Here is an 18,149-nt window from a genome sequence, read left to right on the forward strand (position 1 = left end):
CTGGGTCCGGGCGGTGCGCGGGTAGCGTTCCGCCCAGCGCGGAGGCCCCGGGCAGTACGCCCGGGGCCTCCGACTTCGGGGTGGTTAGTTCTTGGTGATCTCGTAGTAGAGCGGCACCGAGTTCCAACCGAACTCGACGTTCTGAACGTTCTCGCCGTAGCCGCCGTTCACGTTCGAGTACCAGAGCGGGAAGGCCGGCAGGTCTTCGAGGAGAATCTCCTGAGCCTGCTGGTACTTCTCGTTCGCCGAAGCGATGTCGGTGTCGACCGAACCCTCCTGCAGCAGCTTGTCGAACTCGGGGTTCGAGTAGTCACCGTCGTTCGAGGAGGCGTTCGTTGCGTACAACGGCCCGAGGAAGTTGAACAGACCCGGGTAGTCAGCCTGCCAACCGGTGCGGAAGGCGGTCTGGATCGTGCGGTTCGTCACTTCTTCGCGCAACACGTCGAACTTCGGGTAGGCCTTGCCTGCCGCGTCGATGCCGAGCGTCGATGCGATGCTGTTCGTCGTCGCGTCGACCCAAGCCTGGTGGCCGCCGTCCGAGTTGTAAGCGATCTCGAAGGTGCCCGACCACGGCGAGATAGCGTCGGCTTCAGCCCACAGCTTCTTCGCCTCATCGGGGTTGTAGGCCAGCACGTCAGCGCCCTTGAGCGAGTCGCTCCAGCCGTCGATGACGGGCGACGTGAAGTCGCTTGCCGGGGTGCGGGTGCCCTCGAAGATCTTGTCCGTGATCTGCTCGCGGTTGATCGACATCGAGATGGCCTGGCGGCGCAGCTTGCCCTCATCGCCCGAGAAGTGCTCGAGGCGCTCCGGGATGGTGAAGGACTGGAAGATCGCTGCCGGCTGGTTGACCGAGCGGCCGTCGAGGTCAGACTCGAAGTTGGCGAGCTGGGTCTCGGGGATCTGGTCGACGACGTCGACGTTGCCGCCGAGGAGGTCGGAGTACGACGCATCCTGCGTGGCGTAGAACTTGATGGTCACGCCACCGTTCTGCGGCACGCGGGGTCCGTTGTAGTCCTCGTTCACGACGAGCTCGATCTGCTCGTCGTGCTGCCACGCGTCATCGCCGGCCAGCTTGTACGGGCCGTTGACGACGGGGTTCTCGCCCTGTGCGTCCATGTCGTCGAATGCCGAGTCGGGCAGCGGGTAGAACGCCGAGTAGCCCAAACGCAGCGGGAAGTCCGATGCGGCCTTGTTGAGCTTCACCGTGAAGGTGGTGTCATCGACGACCTTGAGGCCCGAGAGCTCAGCGACGTTTTCTTCGTAGCTGAAGCCCTCGATGTCCTCGAAGAAGTAGCTGTTGAGCTGCGTGTTCTCGGCGTTGGCGCCGTAGTTCCACGCCTTGACGAAGTTCTCCGCCTTGACGGGCGTGCCATCGGTGAAGGTCGCGTCGTCGCGAATCTTGATGGTGTAGTTCGTCGCGTCATCGCTCTCGATGGACTCAGCGATGTCGTTGTGCGCCGCGCCCTCTGCGTCGTAGTAGACCAGACCTGCGAAGATCAGGTCGAGGATCTTGCCACCGCCGACCTCATTGGTGTTGGTGGCGATCAACGGGTTCTGCGGCTCCGAGCCGTTCGTCGTGATGATGGCCGCACTGTCTGCTTCGCCGCCGCCGCTGTTTCCGCCGCTCGACGAGCAGCCGGACAGCGCCAGGGCGCCTGCGGCGGCCAGGGCGATGAGCCCGTAACCGATCCGTGATCGCTTCACTGGTTTCCTCCTTGAAAGTGTCTGCCGGATGGCCGCGAATGTCTCTATTCACGGACGCCCAACAGAATCGATGGTCGTTCACAGCCTAGCGACCTGTCAGACCGGATGCGCACAAATCGACAGAGCGTAACGCCTTCGTAACCGATTTCTGTAGGAGTTCGCTCACCGATTTCCATTCGAAAGTCTTCGAACTGTGCGCTCCCAACATTCGTCGCGCGAGCTCGCAGTACGCTGTGGCCATGCCAGCTTCTGCATCTCGCATCCGGTTGCGCTGGGAGATCGCGATAGTGCTCGCGCTCTCGTTCGGTGCATCCGCGGTCTACGCGATTGTCTCCATTACCGAGCGGCTCACCCGAGACACGGCACTGTCAACGCAGACGGCGACGATCAATCGATCACTGTCGGATCGCCCGGTCTTCGATCTCGTCTACCAGTTGCTGCAGTTCGCGTTCGGGCTCGCCCCGATCGCGCTCGTCGTGTTCCTGCTGTGGTCGTATCGCACCCCGCACCTGTCACGACTCGGGTTCGGACGCGTTCCCGGCGCTGCCCGCGGGTGGTGGGCGCGGGAGGTCGGCGGCGGGTTCGGCCTCGCGGCGCTCATCGGGATTCCGGGGATCGCGTTCTACCTGTTCGCGAAGCAGATCGGCATCAATGCGACCGTTGTTCCGACCGCACTCGACGCCGCCTGGTGGACCGTGCCGGTGCTCGTGCTGCAGGCACTTCGCGCCGCACTCGGCGAAGAACTCATCGTCGTCGCCTACCTCTTCGATCGACTGCGGCGATTGGGGTGGGGACCCTGGGCGACGATCATCGCCAGCGCACTGCTCCGCGGCAGCTATCACCTGTACCAGGGCTTCGGCGGCTTCATCGGCAATGTCGTGATGGGGGTGGTCTTCGGCTGGGCCTACCAGCGCTGGGGTCGATCGCTCCCGCTGATCGTCGCCCACTGGATTCTCGATATCGTCAGTTTCGCGGGGTATCCGCTCGCCGTGCTGCTTGCGCCAGGCCTGTTCGCAGCGCCAGCAGGAGGCTGACGCGGCGACTGCCGGCGCTACGCGGTGACTTTGATGGTCTTCACGAACGCGTCGGTCAGACCCCAGATTTCGTCATAGACCTCGGGTGCCGCCGCGCACTTCTCGGCCGGCTTCATCAGCGTGAACGTGCCATCGGCTCCGCGCGTTGCGCCCCATTGCGTGCGCATCGCGGCGCACGACTCCGGCAGTGACGCGATGAGGGGGCTTTCCAGCAGCTGCAGGTTCTCGCCCTCGATGTAGTACTGGGTGCGGCCGAACTTCTGGCTCAGATCTGACGTCGCGTTCCACTGCGTGATCTGCAGTTGAGAGGTCGGCCCGACTTCGACATCGGGAACCGCGTTCGGGTCATCCGCGTCGTCGCCGTCGGCGTCGGCCTGCGCATCGTTCGAATCGTCGTCGTCTGCGGCAGACGGAGTCGGGGTGGCGCTCGGCGTCGACGACGGTGAACTGCTCGGCTTCGGGGTTTCGGAGGCCTCTCCTCCGCGCGCGACGTTGACCAGCACGATGCAGACGACGATCGCGACGACGGCGACGACGCCGACGACGATCCAGGGCAGCGCTCGCGGAGCTTCGCCGCTCTGCGTGCGTGCGGCGCGTGGTTCAGTGGACAACTGCGCCGTGCGCACGCGTTCCGCCTGCTCGTACGAGAGGCGCTGGCGCGCGGGAACCGGCTGCGGCTCCGTCGGAGGCTCTGCAGAGTCCGCCGGGCCGAAGAGTTCCTCGAATGGGTCTTTACTCACGCCGACAGCCTAACCACGTCCAGCGGAAAGATCGGTGTCAACCCGCGGTGGGCCGCTCCCCCATCGCTCTTGCGAGGGCTGAGATGTGGTCGACATCGGTGCCGCAGCAGCCCCCGAACACGTGCGCCGACGGGGCAGCGTTACGGAGTGCGATCTCGGCTGCGGCGAAGTCTGCTGCTGAATCAGCGGAGTCTGTTCCCGCGCGAGCTGCATTCAGCCGAAAGCCGATCAATCGCTCGAGTTCGGGCGCACCGTGCGCGCGCTCCAGTGCTCGCGCGGCCTCCGCGGGGTGTGCGCAGTTCACCAGAAAGCCGACTGCCCCACCCTCCGTCGCCGCGTCGACCTCGGCGATTGCCGCATCGAGCGTGCTGCCATCGGCGAGCAGGCCATCGGCACCGACGATGAACGACACCGCACCGGGCACCCGCGCGGCAAGAGCGGCGCGCACGACCCCGATGCCTTCCGCGGCATCGAGGGTGGTCACCGAGGTCACGCGGTCGGCTCCAGCCTCCGCGAGTGCGCGCACCTGCGGGGCGTGGTACTCCTCCGCCTCCCCGGCCGTCATGCGCTGCCCAGCCACGTACTCATCGGTCCGCGGCCCGACACAGCCGTTGACGACGATCTCGGGTGCACCAACGGGCGATTCCTCGTCGAGTTCACGCACGAAGGCAACGGCATCCGCGTTGATCCGTGCGAGCGCATCTGCACGGTAGCCGAGCCGCTCGCCCCAGTCGGCGTTCGCGCGCCAGGTGGGGGTATCGAGCACGAGCGGCAACGCCTGCTGCCGCGCCACGGCGATGAAGGGTGCGTAGTACTCGGTGAGGGCGATCCTGCCCGCCGCTGTATCGAGCAACTCGAATGCCGCGAACTCTCGGAGGTGCTGACCGAGACGGTCGGTGAGCGCGGTCTCGATGCCGCCATCGGCGATGGACATGGTCATGGTGTCTCCTCGGTGCTCGGCGGTGCAGTGCGGGTTTCACGACGAATCAGCTCGCTGCGCTCGCGGAATGCGGCGACGCGCGCTTCATGGCGACCCATGATGCCGGCGTCGCGCAGCGCGATGGTTCCGGGATCGCGCCGGTCAAGACCGGCTTTCCAGCGCTCCGAGATGAGCGCCATGCGCGCATCGACGGCATCCAGCAGTTCCGCGACGTCTATGCCTCCGTAGGCTTCGGCCGCGATTCTCAACCGTCGTGCGGCATCGTGCGTCGGAGTCTCGCGCAGCAGCGGGACTCCTGACCAGCAGAGAAACGCGAGGTCATCGATCGGTCGACCCGGCCCGGCCCGATCCCAATCGATCATGCCGGCGAATGCGCCATCGATCACGACCCAGTTGTACAGCCCCGGATCGTTGTGGCAGATGACCTGATCATCGCGAAGCGGCTGCACCCCCTGTCGCCACTCGAGGGAGCCGGGCCGGAAGCCCTGCACGACATCGTGATACCGGCGCAACCACTTCACGGCTTCAGCGAGCGCCGCGTCCGAGACCGTCTCACGCTCGGGGTCGAGGGTGTCGCCGGGCAGATACTCGAGCACTTCGCGGCCGTCCGCATCCAGACCGTGCACGCGAGGCACGCCGTCAAGCTCCGCGGCACGCAGATACTCCAGGAGTTCGTGCACAGCCGGGGTCCACGGGCCAGTCGGCCGGTGCACTCGGGTTTCCTGCCCCGGCTCTGATACTCGCCACACGCCGCCGGATCCGCCCGGCAGATGTTCGCTCACCATACCTGCGACGCTACCGCGTTTGTTGGCGTCCGTGGGTCTGACACGGGCAATACGCGGCCGACGAGTGGGATGCGGATTCACTCGCCCGTGCGTCGGCGGTCGACGAATGCCTGTGCCATGCCGCTCAAGAGCCGCGCGAGATCCGAGGGCTCGACGTCTTCAGGAGCCACCGATGCAATGACCTGCGACCACCGCGCTCGCAATCGCGCCAGATTCTCGGCGGCGAGCGGCGTCGAGCTCACGAGCACTCCTCGACCATCCGGGTCCGAGCGGCGTCGCCCGACCAGCCTTTTCGATTCCAATCCGCGCAGGGCCGTGCTCAGATTCGAACGCTGAAGGCCCAGTTGCGCGGCAAGTGCGCTCGGCGCGCTCTCGCCTTGCCGATCGAGCGTGCCCAGCACGAGCCGTTCAGTCTGCGTCAGTGGAATGTAGTCGTCGTGGGCGTGGCGAAACTCGATCTCTCGCGCCAACGAGAGCACTGCGCTGGCGATATCGGCGAGCGCCTCGGCGTCGGTCTGCGATGCGGCCATGCACACATCGTACGGTGACCCAAAGCGGTTATGTTAAAATAACTATCCGTGTCCACTCCCCCTGCACCAGTACCGCCCGCATTGCACGTCGGCTCGCCGCAGCGCCCCCCGGCCCTCTCTGGCGGTCTCCTGCTCATCCTGGCGCTGCTGTCTGCCGTGGCACCGTTCGCGACCGACCTGTACCTGCCGTCGTTTCTCGCAATCGGCCACGAGTTCGAGGCGACACCGACCGGTGTGCAGCTGACACTGACCGCGTTCCTCCTCGGAATCGCCGCCGGTCAGCTCGTGTTCGGCCCGCTCTCCGATCGCTTCGGTCGTCGACCGTTGCTCCTCATCGGCGCTGCAGTACTGGTGGCCTCAAGCCTCGGCGCGGTGTATGCGCCTTCGCTGGGCATGCTCATCGGAGCACGCCTGCTTCAGGGCATGTCGGGTGCGGCGGGCATGGTGCTCAGTCGAGCGATCATTTCAGATCTCGCGCGAGGCGCCGCGGTCGCACGCGCAATGAGCCTGATGATGATCGTCACCGGTGTCGCCCCGGTCATCGCACCGCTCGTCGGTGGCCTGTTCGCCGACGCACTGGGGTGGCGCGGGGTGCTCGCGATCGTGCTCGGGATCGCCGCAATCATGCTGGTCGCCGCGATCTTCGGCGTGCGTGAGTCTCTGACGCCCGCCCGTCGCGCCGAACTCGCCCAGGCAAAACTGGCACTCGGGTCACCGTTGCGAGATCTGCTGTCGCGCCAATATCTCGGATACACCGTCGCGTTCGCCAGCGCATTCACCGCGATGATGGCGTATATCTCAGCGTCGCCATTCCTGTATCAATCATTGATCGGTGTCTCGGAGCTGCAATACGGGCTCCTGTTCGGGCTCAACGCCCTCGGCCTAATGGGAGCGAGCGCCATCTCGGCTCGATGGGTGGGGCGCATACCGCCCCGCCGCCTGATCAGTTTCGGTCTCAGCGGCGTCGTGGTCGGCTCCGTGGCCGTCGTCTGCTGTGCGATCGCCCCGATCACGCCGTGGAGCATTGCCGCGGCAGTATTCGTGGTGGTCGCTTCGCTCGGGTTCGTGCTCGGCAATTCGACTGCGCTCGCCCTGGGTGCGGTGCCGCGTGCCGCCGGCTCCGCGTCAGCGCTGCTCGGCGCACTGCAGTTCGGTCTTGCCGCGCTCGCCTCACCGCTCGTGAGCATCGCCGGAGAACGCACTGCGGTGCCGCTCGGCATCGTCATGACGTGCGCAGCGGCGATCGCAGTGATCGCGTTCTTGATCGCACAGCCGCGCCACTCCCCGGTTCGCCACGCGTGAAGCGCTGAATGGGCGCCTCCGCTAGGCGCGGTGGATCTGCTCGGCGACGCGGTGCAATTCGAGCGGCGTCGCCTGCGACGGCGGCTCACCGTGCATTTGCACGTGCAGTCGCTCCATGCGCGTATCGAGTTCTGCAGCGGTCTCAGCGGCGTGCTTGAGTTCGCGAATGAGCGTGTCGGGCACCTGGCGTGCGTACTTGTAGTAGATCTTGTGTTCGAGGCTGGCCCAGAAATCCATGGCGATCGTGCGGAATTGCACTTCGACGGGCACATCCACGCGCCCGGTTGAGAGGTAGACCGGCACCGAGATGATCGTATGCAGGCTTTTGTACCCGTTGGGTTTCGGCGTCTCGATATAGTCTTCGACTTCGAGCACGGTGATGTCGTCTTGCTGAGTCAGCAGATCGAAGAGCTGATAGACGTCGCGAATAAATGCGCAGGTGACACGCACTCCCGCGATGTCGTAGATCTCGGTGCGGATGATGTCGAAGTCGGTGCCGATACCGCGTCGCTCCAGTTTTGAGACGAGACTGTCGACCGACTTCACGCGACTCGATACGTGCTCGATGGGGTTGTACTCGTGCATGTGCAGAAACTCTTCGCGCAAAATCGCGAGTTTCGTCTCGACCTCTTGCATCGCGAATCGGTACTCGAGGAGGAAGCGCTGCATCTGGTCTCCGAGCGATCGCAACGCGCTCGCCGAGATCGTGATCTCATCGTCTTCGGGTTCCTCGCCGGGGTTCGCATCGAACCCCGGCATTGCCGGAATGCTCATGGCCTCAGGCTACCTCTCGCTCGCGTGCATCGTCTGTGATTGCGCCCCGCATCGCCGGTCTCGCAGCGCCGGCCTCGAGCACTGCGACCGAGGTACGCAGTCCTGTCGCCGCACCACTCATCCGAGCCCCGCGACCAGATTGATCACCGTCGCCAGAATGCCCGCTCCGAAGAGATAGGCGAGCAGGGTTTGCGCGATCACGAGGCGCCGAATCTCCGTGCGCTGCACGTCGGTGTCTGACACTTGGTAGGTCATGCCGAGGCCCACCGAGAAATAGGCGAAATCGACATAGCAGGGGTCGGCTTCTTGATTGAAATCAATGCCCCGCTTCACGGTACCGTCCGCTTCGGTGTCGTAGTACTCACGCGCGTAGCGCAACAAGTAATCGACGTGAATCAGGGTCCACGACGCCACGATGCTGAGGAGCGCGAGCGCCGCGAGTACCGGCCCGAGCGCCCCTTCGGCGTGCCTCGCCTGCACGATCACCACCGCGACCGCCCCCAGGCTCACGATGCTGCCGATGGTGGCGACGACGCGCGCGACCCTGCGTCCAGGGTCTTCCGCAGTCGCATGGCTGCGGGTCTCCGCTGGCGAGAGGCGCCAGACCTGCAGGAGCACGGTGACCGCGCTCACGCCGGCAATGGCGCTCCACCCCGCGAGTACACCGGCCGGAACTCCGAGAACCGGCCCCAGAACGGCAGTGACTGCGCCGCCCACGACGACCGCAATCGCCCAGCGCAAACGCACCTGCGCGCGCACCGGCAGGCGAGTCATGGCCTGTCAGGCTCCGTCGTGCTCGGCCCGGAAGACATGCACGAGCGCATTGGCATGGCCATGCCCCATGCCCTGCTCTTTCAGAAATGCCACCTGTTCCATGTGCTTCTGACCCGCGAATGGTCGCAAGCGTTCCATCCATTCATCGATCGAGTGGCCATACTTGGCCTCGATCGATGGGAAGTACGATTTGGGGCCTTTGACTGGCTCGGTCATGCCTGCCTCCTGATTCACCGTCGCGATTGCACCGTGGTGCGCTCAAGCTAACACGACGGGCCGACATTCGGCGGGCGCTCGCCACCCCAGCCTGCGCGGTGTCCGCGGCCCCGAGTAGGATCGAGCACGGCCGCAACCACCGAGTCCCGTCAGCCCTGGCGGGAGGATGCAGAGGACACCCGTGACCGAACAGACCAGCACGGCGCACGACGCAGGCGCACCGCGACCGAATTCGCGCGGCGAGCGCGGCTTCTTCGGGCATCCCTGGGGTCTTGCGAACCTCGCCGGCGTCGAGATGTGGGAGCGCTTCAGCTTCTACGGCATGCAAGGCCTGCTGGCCTTCTACATCTACTACTCGGTTTCCGAGGGCGGCCTCGGCATGTCGCAGGCAGCCGCGACATCGATCGTCGGCGCCTATGGCGGGCTCGTCTATCTCTCCTCGGTGATCGGCGGGTGGGTCGCCGACCGTGTGCTGGGCGCGGAGAAGACGCTGCTCGCTGCAGCGATCATCATCATGTTCGGCCATATCGCGCTCGCCGTGTTCCCCGGAGGCCTTGGCCTCGCCATCGGTCTCGTGAGCGTCGCGCTCGGTTCGGGATCGCTGAAGACCACGACCTCGACGGTGCTGGGCGATCTCTACGACCCGAAAGATCTGCGACGCGACGCGGCGTTCTCGATCTACTACATGGGCGTGAACATCGGCGGCTTCGTCGGCCCGCTGCTGACCAGTCTGGTCTGGGGCTGGCAGGGCTTCCACTGGGGCTTCGGTCTCGCGGCCATCGGCATGGCGCTCGGGCTCGTGCAGTACCTGCTGCTGCGCCGGCACACGGTCACCGCGTCGAGTGCCCGACCGACGAACCCGCTGACGCGCCCCGAACGCACGCGCTGGTCGATCATTCTGCTCGCGGCGGTCATCGTCATCGTCGGCGCAGCCCTGCTGGGCGCACTGCGCCCCGAGAACCTCTCGGTCATCGTCGTCGGGCTCACGGTCGTCACTGCGATCGCGCTCTTCAGCGTCATCGGGTCGAGTCGCCGCGTCACCACTGAGGAGCGCAGTCGCGTCTTCGCCTTCATCCCGCTCTTCATCGCATCTGCGGTCTTCTGGACGTTGTTCCAGCAGCAGTTCACGGTGTTGGCGATCTACGCCGATCAGCGCCTCGATCGCCATGTCTTCGGCTTCGAATTGCCGCCGAGCGTGGTGACCTCGATCAACCCCGTGTTCATCATCATCTTCGCGGGCGTCTTCGCCGCGATGTGGACCAAGCTTGGCGAGCGTCAGCCCAGTACGCCGATCAAGTTCGCACTCGGCACGATGATCATGGGCCTCGCCTTCCTCGCGTTCCTCCCGTTCTCGGGCGGCGCGAACGGCTCGGTGCCGTTCCTCGCAATCGTGTTGATCCTCTTCCTCTTCACCCTCGCGGAGCTCTGCATCTCGCCGGTTGGTCAGTCGCTCGCAACGAAGCTGTCGCCGCACGCATTCCACTCTCAGATGGTGGCGCTGTACTTCCTGTCGATCGCTCTCGGCTCGGCGGCAGCCGGCGCGCTCTCCGGTTTCTACTCGGCAGACACTGAGGTGCCCTACTTCTTGACGATTGGTCTGGCATCGATTGCGGTCGGCATCGTGCTGGTCGTGGTGCGCAAGCCGATCCTGCACCTGATGCGCGGGGTGCGCTGACGATTCGACCCTTCGGTGTCGGTGATGACCCCCGACACCTCAGTGCACGGAGAACCCGCCGTCGACGGGTATCGTCTGCCCGGTGACGTACCGCGAACCCGCGCCGGCGAGAAACACCGCGGGCGCCGCGAAGTCTTCGGGAACGCCGTTCCGCCCGATGAGCGTGCGCGACGCAAGCGCGCGCACTGTCTCGGGGTCGGCCGAGAGCCGGGTGTTCAGGGCGGTCTGCACGAATCCCGGCACGAGCACGTTGGCGGTGACGCCGTGGGCTGACCAGGCTTCGGCTTGGCTCCGCGCGAGCGCCTCGAGCGCAGCCTTTGAGACGCCGTAGGCACCGCTGGCCGCGAACGGTCGCTGTGCCTGCTGCGAGCTGATGTGGATGAGGCGACCGTAGCCGCGCTGTGCCATGCCCGGTGCCAGGGCTTGGCCCAGAATGAACGGGGCATCGAGGTTGACGCGCATCGTCGCATCCCACTCCGTTTCCCGGAGTTCCGGGAATGGGGGTCGGAGGTTGATGCCGGCGCAATTCACCAGGATGTCGACGTCGCCGACCTCCAGCGCGAGCGCGTGCGCTCCGGATCGCTCGGACAGGTCGGCTACTGCGCCGACCGCGGATCCGCCGCGTTCGGTGATCTGCACCACCGTTTCGTCGATCGTGGATTCGGTGCGCGCCGCGATCACGACCTGCGCGCCGGCGTCTGCGAGAGCGATCGAGATCGCACGGCCGATGCCTGAGCTGCCGCCGGTGACGAGCGCCCGACGGCCATCGAGCGCGAAGAGATCGTGGAGTGCTGCGTGCATCATCGTTCCACCCTAACGAGCGCGAGACCCCAGAATGGAAGGGTGATGCTGCACACCGAACGATTGACTCTGCGCGAGATCCAGCCAGCCGACCGCGCGGCGCTTTCGCGCATCTTGCAAGATGATGAAGCGATGCACGCGTATGAGGGCGCGTTCGATGACGCCGGGGTTGATGCGTGGCTGACGAACATGCGGGATCGCTACCGCACCGACGGGTTCGGATTGTGGGCGGTTGATCTGCGGGAGACCGGTGAGATGATCGGCCAGTGCGGAATCACGTGGCAGCAGATCGACGGCGCCCGCGTGCACGAGGTCGGGTATCTCTTCGAACGATCGCACTGGCATCACGGATATGCGACGGAGGCGGCGGCCGCCTGCCGCGACTTCGCGTTCTCTGAGCTCGACGCGGAGCGCGTCTACGCACAAGTGCGTGACACCAATCTCGCGTCGATGAACGTGGCGATCCGACTGGGAATGACGGTGCGCTCGCGGTTCGTGAAGCACTACCGCGGGGTTGATATGCCGCACCTCGCATTCGCGGCAGACCGCGGAACCACGTTGCCGCACGCCCATGGACCGAATCACTCGGCGACAGGCTGCCCGACGGTCTCCCCTGCGGCCTCTGCCGCAGCGCGCGCGGCAGACTCGACGCGCCGCGAGTAGTCGCGCCACCACTCGGCATCTCCCGCCGGCAGGTTCATGGCCGCAGCGCGCATGCCTGCGGCACCGTCGATCTGTTCGCGCAGAATGTCGGCGTGGCCCGCATGACGGTGGGTCTCCGCGATCATGTGGATGATCAGTCGCCGCACGGTCACACTGGATTCGCTCCACCACGGCACGACACCGACCGCCTCAAGGCCGAGTTCGCGCACCACCGCATCGTCGCTCGCCCAGACCCGTCGATACAGCGCAATGATGTCGGCCCGGCTCTCGGAGGCGGTCGCCCACATGTCCGCGTTCGCGGGAGCATCCTCGGCCATCCAGGGCGTCGATATGCCCCCGTCGCGACCGAGACATTCGGTGAGGTACCCGTATTCCGTACTCGCGACGTGCTTCACGATACCGAGCAGGTTCGATCCGGTCGCGGTGAGCGGCCGCCGAACGTCGTACTCGCCCACGCCCTCCAGCTTCCAGAGCAGGGCGTCTCGGGCGAGCTGCAGGTAGCGCAGCAGGAGTTCGATCTCGTCATCGCTTTCGGGGCGCGAGGCATTCGGTGCTGAGTCCATGTCGTCAGCGTAATCGGCACGACCGACATTGACACCGGCCGGCACGCTTGCGGTCGCCCAGGCCCCTGCGGGCACCCTCGCGACGAGCACCCTCGCTACGCTGATGTGCATGGTGAGCGCGTCACGATCGATACGGCAGCGGGCACGTCGCAGCCTGGCCGGCGCCCTGCTCGGCGCCTCAATGCTGCTGCTCGCCGCTTGCAGCGGCGACTCGGTGCGCGGGGATTTTGCGCGAACATTCAGTGAGAATCCGGCCGTCGCCGGGTTCGAACTCTCGACCGCCGATAACCAGGCGTTCACCGGCGGGCTCAGTGCCGACGTCGACGTGCGCCCAGATGCTTCCGATGATGCGTTCCGGTCGCTGGTAAATCAACTCAGCGCATTCGCAGCAGAGCGGTCGGGCACCGAGGTGCACATCACGGTGCACACCCCATCCATCAGCCTGCCCGTCTTCCCGTCAGCAACGACGACTGCGGCCATCACCGACGCGGCGCATAATCTGCTGGCCGTTCCGGGCGTCGAGTCCGTCGAGTTTGTCGCCGCAAGTGATGAGGAGCGCATCTCCGCGGTGACGCTCGACCTCAGTCTTCCTTCTCCGACCGATTTCACCGCGGCGTTCGCGCTCGCGCGTGAGGCTCCGGATCGCCTGGCCGAAATCGCCACTGCGTCGGGGCCGCACATCACGCTGCGCGATCCCGCAGCGCACTTCACTGTGCAGGGCCCTCCGGGAATGTGGTGGTCGAACGCGGAGGCGGCACTGCTCGGCCTCACGGACCCCGCCCCAGCGGCCGCAGTGACTGGCGTGCGAGCTTCTTCTGACGGCATCATCATCATGCTCGACGATGAGTCCGAGGTAGCCGCCGCCACGGCGCGCCTCGCCGAGCAGGCATTGGCGAACGACTACCCGGTGGCATTCGCCAGCCCGCTGGTGTCGCTCGGTCCCGATGCGACCGGTGCGCCCGCTCGTGCGCTGCTCAATGGGCTCGGAGACGATGACCGCGCGCTGATCGAGTCGATATGGACCGATGACGCACGCGCGACGTTCAGCGCGGCATCGCCAGCCGACGCGGAAGCTCTCGCGTCCGCGATCTCTGCGCAGCCGGAATCCGCGGTATTCGCGTCGCTGACGATCGTCGTCGGAGCACCCGACGACCCCGAACTCAGCGTCACCGCTGAACCGTCGCAGCTCGGGGCAGTCACTACCCAAGCGAGCACCGTGCTCGATTCCCCTGACATCACGGCAGTCACCGTATCGCCAAGAAAGGTGACCGTCACCGCTCCGCAGAGTTCGAGCACGGATGCACTGCAGGATCGACTGGCCACGATCGAAGGGCTCGCACAACCGGGAGCACGGCTCTGCGCCGAGCGACCGGACGGCACCGCCGAGTGCGGCAACGCACCGCGCTAACGGTGCATCAGCTCAGACGTTGAAGCGCCACTCGCAGACGTCGCCGTCTTGCATGACGTATTCCTTGCCCTCCATGCGGGCCTTGCCCTTGGCGCGAGCCTCGGCGACCGAACCGGCCTCGACGAGGTCTTCGAACGAGATGATCTCGCCCTTGATGAAGCCCTTTTCGAAGTCGGTGTGGATCGCGCCGGCCGCCTGCGGCGCCGTGGCACCCTGCTTGATGGTCCAGGCGCGCGCCTCCTTGGGGCCCGCGGTCAGGTAGGTCTGCAGGCCCAGGGTTTCGAAGCCGATGCGCGCGAGCTGGTCGAGACCGCTCTCTTCCTGGCCGATAGACGCGAGCAGTTCCGCGGCATCTTCGGCGTCGAGTTCGATGAGCTCGCTTTCGATCTTCGCGTCCAGGAAGATCGCCTGGGCCGGTGCCACCAGAGCGGCAAGTTCGTCGAGCTTGGCGCGATCCTGCAGCACCGTCTCGTCGACGTTGAAGACATACAAGAACGGCTTCGCCGTCAACAGACCGAGCTCCTTGATCGGCTCGAGATCGATCTTCGACTGCGAAAGCACCTGACCGTCGTTCAGCGCGGCCTGCGCGGCCTTCGCTGCGTCGACGACAGACGCGTCGATCTTCTTGTTTTTCAGCTCTTTCTCGTAGCGCACGAGCGCCTTGTCGATCGTCTGCAAGTCGGCGATGATCAGCTCGGTGTTGATCGTCTCCATGTCGCTGGCCGGATTGACGGCACCGTCGACGTGGATGACGTCGGGGTCTGAGAACCCGCGCACGACCTGTGCGATCGCGTCAGCCTCGCGGATGTTTGCGAGGAACTGGTTGCCCAACCCTTCACCCTCGCTGGCACCGCGCACGATGCCGGCGATATCGACGAAGCTGACCGGTGCGGGCAGAATGCGCTCCGAACCGAAGATCTCCGCGAGCGCGTCGAGTCGCGGGTCGGGCAGGTTCACCACGCCGACGTTCGGCTCGATCGTCGCGAACGGATAGTTCGCCGCGAGCGCGTCGTTCTGGGTGAGCGCGTTGAACAGGGTCGACTTGCCCACGTTGGGGAGTCCTACGATGCCGATAGTCAGAGCCACGAGGCATCAGTCTACGCGGGGATGCGGCCGAGCATGACCGCTCGCCGCCGCGAGGCGATCCCGTACTACCCGATCGCCGGCGGCCACACCCCGATGATGATCGCCATGACGACGACGGTGACGAGTTCGTGCGCGATGTTCAGCACGGTCAGGCCTGACGGGCGCCCTTCGAACGCGTCGTGCGTGATGAAACGCGATGCGGTGAAGCCGGCCCACAGCAGCAACCCCGTCACGAGCGTCGCCGCCAGAAACGAGCCGCCGTAGAACGCGAAGGCGATCCAACTCGCCCCGGCAAACACCCACGCCGTGATGAAACTCACGACCAGCGTGACCAAGATCGGGCCGACCGCAGCCTTCGCATCGCCAGTCGGGTTCACTTTCGCGAGTCGCATCCAGCGCGTGCCGAACACCTTCGGCGTGTACCACACCGACCCCACGACCATCGTGGAGAGCGTGGCGACGATCACCGCCCAGTAGTTGATTTCGGGAATCATGCGGCACCTCCGCGCAGAATCGACGTCATCTTCTTGCCCCGTGCGACCTCGTCGACGAGTTTGTCCATGTATCGGATCTGCTGCATCAGCGGATCCTCGATCTCTTCCACCCGTATTCCGCAGATAAGGCCCGTAATCAGGGTCGCGTTGGGATGCATGCGAGGCGCCTCGGCGAAGAACGTGCGCAGGTCGATCTCGTCGTCGAGCACGCGTTGCAGGTCGGCGTCGCTGTAGCCCGTGAGCCAGGTAATGACCTGGTGAATCTCTTCCTGCGTGTGCCCCTTGCGCTCAGCCTTGGCGATGTAGTGCGGGTAGATGCTCGCAAAGCTCATGCCGTAGATGCGATGCTCGGCCATGGTCATCCCTCTCGACGGGTGGATCGTGAACTCCATTGTCGCCCCTCACGCCCGCATGCACACCCCCGAGGCCCCGCGGTCGCAGCAATGTCAGGGGTGTGTGTCAGAGTGGACACGTGCCCGTCGACTTTACCGCGATCGATTTCGAGACCGCGAACAGCCATCCCTCTTCGGCATGCTCGGTCGGCATGGTCCGCGTGCGTGCCGGGGTGGTGGTGGATCGCGTGCACTGGTTGATCCGCCCTCCCGCCGCACACGCCGCGTTTCTGCCCTTCAACATCAAGATTCATGGCATCACCGCGGCAATGGTGGCCGAGTCACGATCGTGGAGTGAGCAGCTCGGCGAGCTCCGAGAGTTCATCGGCACCGATGTTGTCGTTGCGCACAATGCCAGCTTCGATATGGGCGTGATTCGCGCGGCGTGCGCCGAGTCGGTGGCACCAACGCCCCGCCTGAAGTACCTCTGCAGTGTGCAGGTCTCGCGCAAGACCTACGAGATTCCATCGCATCGCTTGCCGCTTTCGGCGGCTGCGGCGGGCTACGGCGAATTCGCGCACCACGATGCCCTCGCCGACGCCGAAGCCTGCGCCGCCATCATTTCGGATGCCGCGCAGCGCCACGGGGTCGACTCGGTGACGGCACTCGCGAAGCAAACTGGGCTGCGCATTCAGCAGTTGAAAGCCATTCCGCTGAAGCTCTGACGCGACACCGTGGCCGCCGCGACATGAATGTCGGTGGCCCGTGAGAACGTGGATGCGAACCTTCCACTGATCGAAAGCACGGTGCATCATGGCGATTGCCACCCTCATCCTGCTCGGAGCGAATCTGCTCCTGCTCGTTGCACTGCTGGTCGTCGTGTTCTTGCGCACCGGCTCGCGAGGCGCAACACCGGCGTCGACGTTCGACGGGCGCGGTCTTGCCGCTGAGATTCGCGGCGACCTCTCCGCGCAGCGCGGCGAAATCGGACAGTCGCTCACCGGCATCAGTGATCGGGTACACGCCGGCGCGCAAGCGACACTGACCGCGCAGAACTCGTTGCGCGCCAGCGTCGAAGCACGTTTCGAAGACCTGCGCGAGGCCAACGATGCGAAACTCGAACAGGTGCGTCAGGCCGTCGGCGAGCAGTTGCAGCATCGTTTGAAGGCCTCACTCGACGAGAACGCCGGCAGAGTACAGGCGCTCACCGATACGCATGTCGCCAAGCAGGCAGAGCTGCAGCGCGTGTTGCGCGATGAGCTCGAGAAGCTTCGTGAGGGCAATGAAGCCAAGCTCGAGAAGATGCGGGAGACCGTCGACGAGAAGTTGCAGGGCACGCTCGAACGGCGACTCGGCGAGTCGTTCCGCTTGGTGAGCGATCGCCTGGAGCAGGTGCAGAAGGGCCTCGGAGAGATGCAGACGCTCGCCACCGATGTCGGTGGCTTGAAGCGCGTGCTAACGAACGTGAAGAATCGCGGCAGTTGGGGCGAGGTGCAGCTCGCGCGTCAGCTCGAAGACATGCTGACCCCTGAGCAGTATGCAGAGAACGTCGCAGTGCGACCGAGCTCCGCGGAGCGGGTCGAGTTCGCGGTGAAACTTCCGGGCCGCGGTGATCTCGATGACACGGTGTGGCTGCCGATTGACTCGAAGTTTCCCCAGGAGGACTACGAGCGTCTTCTCGAGGCTCAGGAGCGCGGGGAGCGCGCTGAAATCGAGTCCGCGAGCAAGACCGTGGAACGAGTCATTCTGACGCAGGCGAAACTCATCCGCGACAAGTACCTCGAGCCGCCGTACACGACCGATTTCGGCATCATGTATCTGCCGACCGAAGGCCTCTTCGCCGAAGTCATCCGCCGCCCGGGTTTGACCAGCAAGTTGCAGACTGAATATCACGTCACGGTCGCCGGCCCGACCGTGCTCATGTCGCTTCTCAACAGCCTTCAGCTCGGGTTCCGCACGCTCGCCATCGAGCAGCGCAGCTCCGAGGTGTGGCAAGTGCTGAGCGCGGCAAAAGTCGAGTTCCAGAAGTACGGGCAGGTCTGGGAGAAACTCGGGAAGCAGCTGGCCACGGCACAGAACACCGTGAGCGAGGCCGGCCGACGCACGCGCGCGGTCGAAAAGCGACTCCGAGCCGTCGAGACGTTCGACACCGCCGGCGAAGGCAGCGCGCATGCGCTCGAAGAGTACGCCACCGAACCCGCGCCCGAGCATGATGCGCTCGCAGCCGCTCGCGCACGAGCCGGTGCTGACGACGTCACCGTAGCCGAGGCTGACGCGCACACCGGACTCTGGGAAGACCGATGAGCCGGCACATCATTTGTCCTGTCA

General features: G+C 65.3%; 20 protein-coding genes. 7 read left to right on the top strand and 13 right to left on the bottom strand.

The genetic code is table 11. From position 1 onward, the window contains the following. Positions 1-84: 84 nt before the first annotated feature. Positions 85-1,704 carry a peptide ABC transporter substrate-binding protein gene (locus AMS67_RS06140; RefSeq protein WP_053386558.1) on the bottom strand — a complete coding sequence of 540 codons (1,620 nt, stop codon included), beginning with the start codon at positions 1,702-1,704 and terminating at the stop codon, positions 85-87. A 239-nt stretch (positions 1,705-1,943) separates the two neighbouring features. Between AMS67_RS06140 and AMS67_RS06145 the strand changes: the two genes are divergently transcribed. Beyond that, positions 1,944-2,738, top strand: a complete 795-nt coding sequence (locus AMS67_RS06145; protein ID WP_053386559.1) for a CPBP family intramembrane glutamic endopeptidase — start codon at positions 1,944-1,946, stop codon at positions 2,736-2,738. A gap of 17 nt (positions 2,739-2,755) precedes the next feature. Here AMS67_RS06145 and AMS67_RS06150 read toward each other — a convergent pair whose 3' ends face one another. From AMS67_RS06150 to AMS67_RS06165, 4 genes are all read right to left on the bottom strand, one after another. Next, positions 2,756-3,478, bottom strand: a complete 723-nt coding sequence (locus AMS67_RS06150) for a hypothetical protein (RefSeq protein ID WP_053386560.1) — start codon at positions 3,476-3,478, stop codon at positions 2,756-2,758. A gap of 37 nt (positions 3,479-3,515) precedes the next feature. After that, positions 3,516-4,418 carry a homocysteine S-methyltransferase family protein gene (locus AMS67_RS06155; RefSeq protein WP_053386561.1) on the bottom strand — a complete coding sequence of 301 codons (903 nt, stop codon included), beginning with the start codon at positions 4,416-4,418 and terminating at the stop codon, positions 3,516-3,518. After that, the gene (locus AMS67_RS06160) at positions 4,415-5,203 is read right to left on the bottom strand and encodes a phosphotransferase (protein ID WP_053386562.1); all 789 of its coding nucleotides are present in this window, start codon (positions 5,201-5,203) and stop codon (positions 4,415-4,417) included. Before AMS67_RS06160 ends, AMS67_RS06155 begins: the two co-directional genes overlap by 4 nt. A gap of 77 nt (positions 5,204-5,280) precedes the next feature. Then, positions 5,281-5,733 (bottom strand): MarR family winged helix-turn-helix transcriptional regulator, encoded by a 453-nt coding sequence (locus AMS67_RS06165; protein ID WP_053386563.1) that lies wholly within the window; start codon positions 5,731-5,733, stop codon positions 5,281-5,283. A 48-nt stretch (positions 5,734-5,781) separates the two neighbouring features. Between AMS67_RS06165 and AMS67_RS06170 the strand changes: the two genes are divergently transcribed. Next, the gene (locus tag AMS67_RS06170; protein ID WP_082305327.1) at positions 5,782-7,035 is read left to right on the top strand and encodes a multidrug effflux MFS transporter; all 1,254 of its coding nucleotides are present in this window, start codon (positions 5,782-5,784) and stop codon (positions 7,033-7,035) included. 21 nt (positions 7,036-7,056) lie between these two features. Here the strand turns inward: AMS67_RS06170 and AMS67_RS06175 are convergent, their stop codons facing one another. From AMS67_RS06175 to AMS67_RS06185, 3 genes are all read right to left on the bottom strand, one after another. Next, complete coding sequence (locus AMS67_RS06175; protein ID WP_053386565.1) at positions 7,057-7,794, bottom strand: GTP pyrophosphokinase; 738 nt, start codon at positions 7,792-7,794, stop codon at positions 7,057-7,059. A 132-nt stretch (positions 7,795-7,926) separates the two neighbouring features. After that, positions 7,927-8,583, bottom strand: coding sequence for a DUF1345 domain-containing protein (locus AMS67_RS06180; protein ID WP_053386566.1), 657 nt, complete (start codon positions 8,581-8,583; stop codon positions 7,927-7,929). A 6-nt stretch (positions 8,584-8,589) separates the two neighbouring features. Next, a complete protein-coding gene (locus AMS67_RS06185; RefSeq protein WP_053351859.1) occupies positions 8,590-8,799 on the bottom strand; it encodes a DUF4287 domain-containing protein in 210 nt (69 codons plus the stop codon). 166 nt (positions 8,800-8,965) lie between these two features. Between AMS67_RS06185 and AMS67_RS06190 the strand changes: the two genes are divergently transcribed. Further along, a complete protein-coding gene (locus AMS67_RS06190; protein ID WP_082305329.1) occupies positions 8,966-10,474 on the top strand; it encodes a peptide MFS transporter in 1,509 nt (502 codons plus the stop codon). A gap of 39 nt (positions 10,475-10,513) precedes the next feature. Here the strand turns inward: AMS67_RS06190 and AMS67_RS06195 are convergent, their stop codons facing one another. Beyond that, complete coding sequence (locus AMS67_RS06195; protein WP_053386568.1) at positions 10,514-11,278, bottom strand: SDR family NAD(P)-dependent oxidoreductase; 765 nt, start codon at positions 11,276-11,278, stop codon at positions 10,514-10,516. A gap of 42 nt (positions 11,279-11,320) precedes the next feature. Between AMS67_RS06195 and AMS67_RS06200 the strand changes: the two genes are divergently transcribed. Beyond that, entirely contained in the window at positions 11,321-11,938 is a 618-nt protein-coding gene (locus AMS67_RS06200; protein ID WP_193787073.1) for a GNAT family N-acetyltransferase, read from the top strand. Here AMS67_RS06200 and AMS67_RS06205 read toward each other — a convergent pair. Next, complete coding sequence (locus AMS67_RS06205; RefSeq protein ID WP_053386743.1) at positions 11,857-12,501, bottom strand: DinB family protein; 645 nt, start codon at positions 12,499-12,501, stop codon at positions 11,857-11,859. The two genes, AMS67_RS06200 and AMS67_RS06205, sit on opposite strands and share 82 nt — an antisense overlap. Before the next feature lie 109 nt (positions 12,502-12,610). On the opposite strand from AMS67_RS06205, the gene AMS67_RS06210 reads away from it, so the two are divergent. Further along, positions 12,611-13,909: a hypothetical protein gene (locus tag AMS67_RS06210; protein WP_053386569.1), complete on the top strand. Its 1,299-nt coding sequence runs from the start codon at positions 12,611-12,613 to the stop codon at positions 13,907-13,909. 12 nt (positions 13,910-13,921) lie between these two features. Here the strand turns inward: AMS67_RS06210 and ychF are convergent, their stop codons facing one another. The 3 genes from ychF to AMS67_RS06225 form a co-directional block, all read right to left on the bottom strand. Next, on the bottom strand, positions 13,922-14,995 hold the full coding sequence (ychF, locus tag AMS67_RS06215; protein ID WP_053351855.1) for a redox-regulated ATPase YchF: 1,074 nt from the start codon (positions 14,993-14,995) through the stop codon (positions 13,922-13,924). 65 nt (positions 14,996-15,060) lie between these two features. Next, positions 15,061-15,489 carry a DUF1761 domain-containing protein gene (locus tag AMS67_RS06220; RefSeq protein ID WP_053386570.1) on the bottom strand — a complete coding sequence of 143 codons (429 nt, stop codon included), beginning with the start codon at positions 15,487-15,489 and terminating at the stop codon, positions 15,061-15,063. Further along, positions 15,486-15,845, bottom strand: a complete 360-nt coding sequence (locus AMS67_RS06225; protein WP_053386571.1) for a DUF2200 domain-containing protein — start codon at positions 15,843-15,845, stop codon at positions 15,486-15,488. Before AMS67_RS06225 ends, AMS67_RS06220 begins: the two co-directional genes overlap by 4 nt. A 116-nt stretch (positions 15,846-15,961) precedes the next feature. Between AMS67_RS06225 and AMS67_RS06230 the strand changes: the two genes are divergently transcribed. Beyond that, on the top strand, positions 15,962-16,546 hold the full coding sequence (locus AMS67_RS06230; protein ID WP_053386572.1) for a 3'-5' exonuclease: 585 nt from the start codon (positions 15,962-15,964) through the stop codon (positions 16,544-16,546). An 88-nt stretch (positions 16,547-16,634) separates the two neighbouring features. Beyond that, the gene (locus AMS67_RS06235; protein ID WP_082305331.1) at positions 16,635-18,125 is read left to right on the top strand and encodes a DNA recombination protein RmuC; all 1,491 of its coding nucleotides are present in this window, start codon (positions 16,635-16,637) and stop codon (positions 18,123-18,125) included. Positions 18,126-18,149 lie beyond the last annotated feature (24 nt).

Source organism: Leucobacter japonicus (assembly GCF_001273855.1).
GTDB lineage: Bacteria > Actinomycetota > Actinomycetes > Actinomycetales > Microbacteriaceae > Leucobacter > Leucobacter japonicus.

What these genes read in the sequence shown, in the direction of transcription:
- AMS67_RS06200 (WP_193787073.1), top strand. Translation starts at nt 11,321, where the DNA reads ATGCTGCACACCGAACGATTGACTCTGCGCGAGATCCAGCCAGCCGAC.
- AMS67_RS06210 (WP_053386569.1), top strand. Translation starts at nt 12,611, where the DNA reads ATGGTGAGCGCGTCACGATCGATACGGCAGCGGGCACGTCGCAGCCTG.
- AMS67_RS06225 (WP_053386571.1), bottom strand. Translation starts at nt 15,845, where the DNA reads ATGGCCGAGCATCGCATCTACGGCATGAGCTTTGCGAGCATCTACCCG.
- AMS67_RS06180 (WP_053386566.1), bottom strand. Translation starts at nt 8,583, where the DNA reads ATGACTCGCCTGCCGGTGCGCGCGCAGGTGCGTTTGCGCTGGGCGATT.
- AMS67_RS06155 (WP_053386561.1), bottom strand. Translation starts at nt 4,418, where the DNA reads ATGACCATGTCCATCGCCGATGGCGGCATCGAGACCGCGCTCACCGAC.
- AMS67_RS06185 (WP_053351859.1), bottom strand. Translation starts at nt 8,799, where the DNA reads ATGACCGAGCCAGTCAAAGGCCCCAAATCGTACTTCCCATCGATCGAG.
- AMS67_RS06190 (WP_082305329.1), top strand. Translation starts at nt 8,966, where the DNA reads ATGCAGAGGACACCCGTGACCGAACAGACCAGCACGGCGCACGACGCA.
- AMS67_RS06195 (WP_053386568.1), bottom strand. Translation starts at nt 11,278, where the DNA reads ATGATGCACGCAGCACTCCACGATCTCTTCGCGCTCGATGGCCGTCGG.
- AMS67_RS06165 (WP_053386563.1), bottom strand. Translation starts at nt 5,733, where the DNA reads ATGGCCGCATCGCAGACCGACGCCGAGGCGCTCGCCGATATCGCCAGC.
- AMS67_RS06145 (WP_053386559.1), top strand. Translation starts at nt 1,944, where the DNA reads ATGCCAGCTTCTGCATCTCGCATCCGGTTGCGCTGGGAGATCGCGATA.
- AMS67_RS06160 (WP_053386562.1), bottom strand. Translation starts at nt 5,203, where the DNA reads ATGGTGAGCGAACATCTGCCGGGCGGATCCGGCGGCGTGTGGCGAGTA.
- AMS67_RS06235 (WP_082305331.1), top strand. Translation starts at nt 16,635, where the DNA reads ATGGCGATTGCCACCCTCATCCTGCTCGGAGCGAATCTGCTCCTGCTC.
- AMS67_RS06175 (WP_053386565.1), bottom strand. Translation starts at nt 7,794, where the DNA reads ATGCCGGGGTTCGATGCGAACCCCGGCGAGGAACCCGAAGACGATGAG.
- AMS67_RS06220 (WP_053386570.1), bottom strand. Translation starts at nt 15,489, where the DNA reads ATGATTCCCGAAATCAACTACTGGGCGGTGATCGTCGCCACGCTCTCC.
- AMS67_RS06205 (WP_053386743.1), bottom strand. Translation starts at nt 12,501, where the DNA reads ATGGACTCAGCACCGAATGCCTCGCGCCCCGAAAGCGATGACGAGATC.